At 36.0% G+C, this 7963-nt stretch carries 3 protein-coding genes; all 3 read left to right on the top strand.

Annotated elements, in window-relative coordinates; all coding sequences use genetic code 11:
* The coding region (locus H6F47_RS25895) for a thioesterase domain-containing protein (protein WP_242027500.1) at positions 1-1248 on the top strand (1248 nt) is incomplete at its 5' end.
* 834 nt (positions 1249-2082) lie between these two features.
* The gene (locus H6F47_RS25890; protein WP_190651633.1) at positions 2083-6303 is read left to right on the top strand and encodes an SDR family NAD(P)-dependent oxidoreductase; all 4221 of its coding nucleotides are present in this window, start codon (positions 2083-2085) and stop codon (positions 6301-6303) included.
* A 1-nt stretch (position 6304) separates the two neighbouring features.
* Positions 6305-7963 (top strand): condensation domain-containing protein (locus H6F47_RS25885; RefSeq protein WP_242027499.1); only part of this gene is annotated, 1659 nt, incomplete at its 3' end.

Here is a 7963-nt window from a genome sequence, read left to right as displayed (position 1 = left end):
AAAGGCATTGGTTATGGACTATTGCGCTATCTGAGTCAAGATCCAGAAATTGCTAGTCAACTAAAGACATTACCCCAAGCCGAAATCAGTTTTAATTATTTGGGTCAATTTGATCAACAGATTAATACAAATTCTTGGATGCAGCCAGCTAGTGAGTCAGCAGGAAGAATGCACGGTTTACAAAACAACCGCCCTCATCTGCTAGATATAAACAGCATGATAGTTGAAAAACAGTTGCAAATAGAGTGGACATACAGCACAAATCTTCACCAAGCAGCCACAATTGAAAAACTAGCAAAGGAATTTGTCAACACATTACAGGACATCATTACTCAAAGTAGTTTATTTGACAATCCAACAATTGCTCAATTAGCATTACAAATCTCTGACCATGAAGTGCAGCAATGCCATCCCCATTTGCTTACACTCCAATCTCAAGGAAGTGCCACTCCTATATTTTGTTTACCTGGTCGTAATGGACATGGTTTCTATTTTAAAGATTTGGCTATTAACTTAGAAAATCATCCGGTTTATAGTTTAGAAACTCCAGGAAGAAATGGATTTGGTGAAGTTCCAGAGTCAGTAGAACTGCATGGTAGTCAACTGATTGATTTATTACGTGAGCAACAACCTCATGGTCCATACATACTGGCAGGATATTCAGCAGGTTCTGTTGTTGCTTTTGAAATGGCTTACCAATTGGAAAAGCAGGGTGAAAAGGTAGAATTACTGGCTATCTTAGATGCTGGATTGGTGATTCACCCTGAAGATCTAACTAAGATGACAGATACTGATTGGATGTGGGAATTACTCCTATCTATAGAAGATGTAAAGGGAATTTCATTAGGTTTGGATTATGCTGATTTAGCTGCTCAACCAGACGAGTTAGCCCGTTGGAATTTAGCCGCAGAGTATTTATACAAACATGATGTTTTACCGGAAAACTCAAGCCTGTCTTTACTCAAAACAAATATGCAGGTAACGAAACAACTAACAATTAATTATGCAAATTATCGGCCTTCTTATCAAATTTCTGCGCCCATTGGTTTATTCCGCGCTGAAGAAGTGGATGAAGTTAATCTAAAACAACTTCGTGCTATTTATAATTACGATTTACCAGATTGGGGATGGCAAGATTGCACAGAAGACTCTGTGAAAGTAATATCTGTACCTGGAAATCACTTACGGATGCTGTATGAACCTAATGTCAAAACCTTAGCCTCACATTTACGGATGATGATCACTTAACTAGGGGTTGCTGAATAAACCAAAAACCTCTGACAGGGGGACAAAGTACCTTGAAACCAAGACTCTGTAACCCTTTCAATCTTGTTAGACATAAAAAGATACAGAGCAATTTCCCCCCTTATTGATTCCATTGTCAATAATTTCCTTGGGAAAATCCTATTTTACGTTCGTGTGACAGGAGTTTTCATTTTTTTAGACCACAGTAAGGGCGAAGCATTCGGACAATTAATTATCGGTTTTTACCGAAGACTATCATCCGAATGCTGATGCTTCCAGCACGCTTCGCGAACGCCCCTACATTGTTGACGCGAAACCTAAATCAAAATGTGGTTTATTTACCTGAAAATAGCTGTAATCCTAAAATTGGTTTGATCTTTTGAATAGACTTCTCTTTCAAATCCTTGCAGGATAAGCTTTTCAGTCATGATTGTCCCCCCGTTAGCATATTGTCTATTTCTAATTAATTGTCAATAATTTTCATTTATTGACAATTAATAAAAACTTAATTCACTCCTGAAACTCTTGTTAATCAACACTTGCAGGTTATTCTCTTACGTCGAACTCAGGTTTTCATTAAGTTCGTTCTCAACTTTTTCAGCAATCTCTAGTTAACAGTCTTAACTGTCTGCTTAAATGTTTAAAATGCTCTTGCAGTTGACTGCTAAACCTGAGATTATCTGTTTGCTTAGTAAGTATAAATTTTACCAACCAATTTAAAAACCATTAATTTTAAGTTAAAATAAATGAATGTTTTACCTTATAATCAGCGTTAATTGAAAAAATTAAAAAAATAATTAATAGCAGCTTGAATCTTAATAAGGATATATAAAGATAATGCATTTAGATCACCATAGTCAAATTTTAGGGACTTCAATTAATCAAAGTTTTGCATACCAACAAGAAATAGAAGTTGCTATTCGGTCGAGTTTGACTGTAGATGATTGTGTAGTTATCAAAAGACAGACAAAAAAGGGAAAACAGGAATTAATAGCTTATATAGTTCCATCGGGTTTGTTTGCACCAGAACAAATTTTAGATCATCTGCAAACAATTATCCCCAGTGAGTTAATACCTGCCGCATTTGTACCCATATCTACCATACCCCTAACAGATGCAGGTTATATCGATGAAGTTACTTTATCGAGTTTAGAAGTGATTAACTCTGATGTAATGAGAGATTTAGAAAAGCAATTAGAGTCATTGTCAGAAATTGAACGGGTGGCGGTAGTTGCTGAACCTGTGGTTAAAAGTATTCCTCCTTTGCATTTAGAAGATTTGTTGGGGGAGAGTCAAGCAAACTTCTATGAAAATAACCAACAAGAAATACAAGCAACTACACATAGTCAGAAAATAGAAAATAAAAACCTATCCTCATCAAAAAAGTTAGCCATTAGTCACGGTGAACCACTACCATACTCTCCAGACGCTCCTAAAAATTTAGTAGAAGTATTACAAAGAGCCGCTAAAAATTCAAACGAAGGTATTATCTATATTAAATCCGATGGCAGTGAGACAGTTCAATCTTACAAAGAATTATGGCAGAATGCCCAACGAATTTTAGCAGGACTAAGAAAATTAGGACTTAAACCTCAAGACAAAGTAATTTTTCAATTAGCAGATAACCAAGATTTCATCTGTGCTTTTTGGGGTTGTGTGTTGGGTGGTTTTGTTCCAGTTCCAGTATCCATTGCGCCTATTTATGAACCAGGTAATAATACAGCTAGTAAATTAAAAAACACATGGGAGATGTTAGAGAAACCCTTGGTACTAACAAGTGTTTCTTTATCTGCTGACATTGATGATTTTGCCAGAGTTTTAAACTTAGAAAACTTTAAAATTGCCACTGTTGATCATTTAAGTCAATGTGAACCAGATTTCAACATATATGATAATCAACCAGAAGATTTAGCAATTTTGCTTTTGACTTCTGGCAGCACGGGTACACCCAAAGCCGTTATGCAGACTCACAGTAGCTTAATAGCACGTTGTGCTGGTACTACCGTGATGAATGCTTATACAAGTGAAGATATCACGTTAAATTGGTTTTCCTTAGACCATGTTGTGGGAATAATTATGTTCCATTTACGGGATGTTTATGTTGGCTGCCAACAAATTCATGGGAACTCTGAATTAGTTTTACAAAAACCTACAACATGGCTAGATTGGATTACTCATTATCGCGTTACCGTGACTTGGGGTCCTAATTTTGCTTATAGCTTAATCAATGAGCAACTAGAAAAGATCAAAAATATCCCAACACCAACTTGGAATTTATCTTCACTCCGATTAATTCATAATGGAGGCGAACTGATCGTTGCTAAAACAGCAAGAAAATTTTTGCAGCTAGTTCAGTTATATCACCTACCAGCTACCGCAATGCACCCAGGTTGGGGAATGTCTGAAACATCTTCTGGTGTCGTATTTGCCGATAGTTTTTTACTAGATTCAACTACAGATGAGCAGAAATTTGTAGAATTGGGTTCACCTATTCCTGGATTTTCTATGCGAATTGTAGATAATCAAAATCAGGTAGTTGAAGAAAATACTATTGGTTGTTTACAGGTAAAAGGTGCATCTGTTACTATCGGTTACTATCAAAATCCACAAGCAAACCAAGAAGCTTTTACTGCTGATGGTTGGTTGAATACAGGGGATTTAGGCTTTCTTGATCAAGGACGTTTAACCATTACTGGCAGAATCAAAGATGTAATTATTATTAATGGATTAAATTACTACTGTCACGAAATTGAAGCTGCTGTTGAAGAAATTACAGGAATAGAAGTTTCTTATACAGCTGCTTGTGCAGTCAGACAACCAGGAAGCAATACTGATAAATTAGCAATATTTTTCCATACTTCTTTTGATGATGATCAAAGTTTATTACCTCTCCTCAAAGAAATTCGTGCTTGTGTTGTGAACAAGGTGAGAATAAATCCTGATTATTTAATTCCCGTAGCTAAAGAAATTATTCCTAAAACTGCTATTGGCAAAATTCAACGTTCTCAACTCAGTCAACGTTTCCAAACAGGTGAATTTCAATCAATCATTAAACAAATTGATATATTACTAGGCAATAGTAATACTATTCCCAATTGGTTTTACCGTCAAGTATGGAAACCTAAATCACCCATTAATGTTAATTCCTCTTTAACTATTACTAATACAACTCTAGTATTTCTCGATGCTTGGGGATTGGGTGACTATTTAGGTCAAACATTGTCAGAAAATAAACTGACCTATATTACCGTTGCACCTGGAGAAGAATTTAAAAAAATCAATCGTAACCATTATGTTATTAATCCAGAAATAGCCAAAGACTATCAACTTTTAATAGCATCCCTAGCAGCAGATAATATTATTATTGGGCAGATTGTCCATCTCTGGACTTACGATAAATATCAGGAAATTAACAGTATTGATAGCTTAGAAAAAGCCCAAGCACAGGGAATATATAGTTTATTATTCCTAGTGCAAGCCTTAGAAAAAAATCATAGCTTTGATCAAAATATTCAATTATTATTTATTTCTTCTCATCTCCAAGCTATCTGCTCAGATGATCCTATAGCTTATGAAAAATCAACAGTATTAGGATTATTAAAAACCATTCCTCAAGAACTACCGCAAATCAATTGTCGCCACATTGATTTACCCTTTGCTGAAGTTGCAAAAAATGGGTATTTAATTCTCCAAGAAATGCAAATCTCCTCAAAAGAACGAGAGGTAGCATACAGAAACGGACAGCGTTTAATTTCTCGCTTAGAACAAGTTGATTTTACAAGCCAACCTCACTCCTCAACTACCTTCAAACAAGGAGGAACGTATTTAATCACTGGGGGTATGGGTGGTATAGGTATTGAAATTGCTCGGTATTTGTTAAAACATTACCAAGCTAAATTATTATTAGTTGGTAGAACTCCTTTAACTTCAGAAAAACACATCAAACTCTATCAAGAACTAGCGCAGCTTGGGGGAGAAGTAATTTATGAAGCCGTTGATATTTGCGACTTAAAACAGTTGCAAACAATAGTAGAAAAAGCTCAATTCAGATGGGGCAAAAATCTCGATGGAATACTGCATTTAGCCGGAACTTTGCACGAACAACAGGTAGTAGCAGAAACCCAGGAAAACTTAGCAGCAATTCTACATCCCAAGGTTTTGGGATCTTGGGTATTGCATCAATTAGCAAAAGAAAATCAGGATACTATTTTTATTAACTTTTCTTCAGTAAATGGGTTTTTCGGTAGCACTGCTGTGGGTGGTTATGCTGCTGCTAATAGTTTTCTCGATAGTTTTACTCATTACCAAAATTCCCAAAATAAATTAACCAACAATAAATTAACCAGCTATTGTTTGAGTTGGAGTATGTGGGATAATACGGGAATGAGTCAAGGATATCAGATGAAAAATCTGATCCGTGCCAAGGGTTATTATATTATGTCTTCCTCCGAAGCAATATCTTCCATGCTGGCCAGCTTATACCATCAGCAACATAATTTGTTGATCGGTTTAGATGGCAGTAAGCAAAATATTCAACGGTGGCAGTCATCAAGTTTTAATTTACAAAAATTAACTGCCTATTTCACAACCAATACTGGGGAGGTTGTTAAATTACCAAGTTTAAAAGTACAAGATCATTTTGGTGCTGTTTGTATTTATAAATCTGTACAACTGCCAGAAATGCCATTTCTCAAAAATGGTGAAATTGATCATGCTAAACTGATCAAAAGAAGTAACAATCAAGACAATAGGGAGCAGATTGAACCACGGAACGAGATAGAATTAAAAATTGCCCAATGTTGGCAACAAGTTTTAAAAGTTACACTTTTAGGCATTGATGACAACTTTTTTGAATTGGGTGGTAATTCATTATTAGCTGGTCAAGTAATTGCTCGGTTAAGAGAAAATTTCTCTTTAGAATTGTCTTTACAGCGTTTTTTGCAAACACCTACTATTGCTGGGTTATCTCAAACAATTACAGTAATTAAAACAGTAACTCAAAGTCAAAATAATTTGACTGAAACATCAGCACAAGAATACGAAGAGGATTATTTATAAAATGGCTATATTTGAATTTTTATCATTACTGAATAATTTAAATATCAAAGTTTGGCTTGAGGATGGTCAATTACGTTTTCGCGCTCCTAAAGGAGCAATGACGGCAGAAATAAAACAGCAAATTAAAGAACGGAAAACAGAAATTATTGCTTTTTTACAAGAAGCGCAAACAGCTACACAAATAACTTCTTTGTCTTTAGTTCCCGTTACCAGAGATCAAGATTTACCTTTATCTTTTGCCCAACAAAGAATGTGGTTTCTGTCTCAGTTGGATGGAGAAAGCACATCTTATAATGAAAGTTTCCAACTCAGAATTGTTGGTAAGCTTTCTTGGACTGCTTTAGAAAAAAGTATCAACGAAATTATCCGCCGTCATGAAGCTTTAAGAACTAACTTTCCTACAGTAGAAGGTATCCCTTTTCAGGTAATTAAACCTAATTTAACTCTCAATATTCCTGTGATAGATGTACAAGATTTCACAGAAACTGCTGTACAACAAATTATCAATCAAGAGGTTAGCAAGTCTTTTGATTTAGGGACTGATACCTTAATAAGAGTTACTTTACTACAGCAAGAACCAGAATCCCATTTGTTGCTGATCACCATGCACCACATCATCATAGATGGTTGGTCAATGGGGATATTTTTCAAAGAATTAGAAGCACTTTATTCAGCGTTTATTCAGGGAAAACCAAGTCCTTTAACAGAGTTAACAATACAATACGCTGATTTTGCTCTTTGGCAACGGAAATGGTTAACTAAAGAAGTTGAAGACAAGCAACTGGAATACTGGAAACAACAGTTAGCAGACGCACCTCCTTTGTTGGAGTTACCAACAGACTATCCACGTCCCCCAGAGCAAACTTTCGCCGGCGCTAGTGTAGAATTTCATATTGATGCAGATTTAACCTCTCAACTTATCACCCTCAGTCAAAAGTCAGGTGTAACTTTGTTTATGACCTTGTTAACAGCTTTTGCTGTGGTACTGCATCGTTACAGTGGTCAGGATGATATTTGTATTGGTTCACCTTTTGCTAACCGAGATCGCCGAGAAATTGAGACATTAATTGGCTTTTTTGTCAATACTTTGGTTTTGCGTACCCAGTTACAAGGTAATCCTAGTTTCTCCCAGTTACTAGAAAAAGTTCGTTCTGTGGTTGGGGATGCTTATGCACACCAGCATATACCATTTGAGCAAGTAGTAGAGGCATTAAAACCGGAACGTTCTCTGGGCTATAATCCACTGTTTCAGGTGATGTTTGTGCTGGAAAACTTCTCCCTGGATACTTTAGAGTTACCTGGTATTAGTCTGACTCCAGAAATTATAGATAGAGGTAGTGCAAAGTTTGATTTAGGTCTCTCGATGTGGCAGACACAACAGGGATTAATTGGATATTGGGAATATAACACCGATATTTTTGCTCCTGATACTATTGGGAGAATGATTAATCATTTTCAGACTTTGTTGGCAGGGATAGTGAAGAACCCAGAGCAAAGAATAGGAGAGTTACCACTACTAACTGAGTCAGAAAAACACCAACTATTAACAGAATGGAATAATACTCAAGTTGAATATCCTGTTGATAAATGTATCCATCAGTTATTTGAAGAGCAGGTAGAGAAAACACCGAATGCAATAGCAGTAGTGTTTGAAAACGAA

The sequence above is a fragment of the Sphaerospermopsis sp. FACHB-1094 genome, assembly GCF_014696195.1.
Classification (GTDB): Bacteria; Cyanobacteriota; Cyanobacteriia; order Cyanobacteriales; family Nostocaceae; genus Sphaerospermopsis; species Sphaerospermopsis kisseleviana.
The sequence above is the reverse complement of the archived record's forward strand: the minus strand, read 5'-3'. Positions and strand labels throughout refer to the sequence as shown.

Bases quoted from the DNA above. Each gene is read 5' to 3' on its own strand.
- H6F47_RS25890 (WP_190651633.1), top strand. From the start codon at position 2,083: ATGCATTTAGATCACCATAGTCAAATTTTAGGGACTTCAATTAATCAA.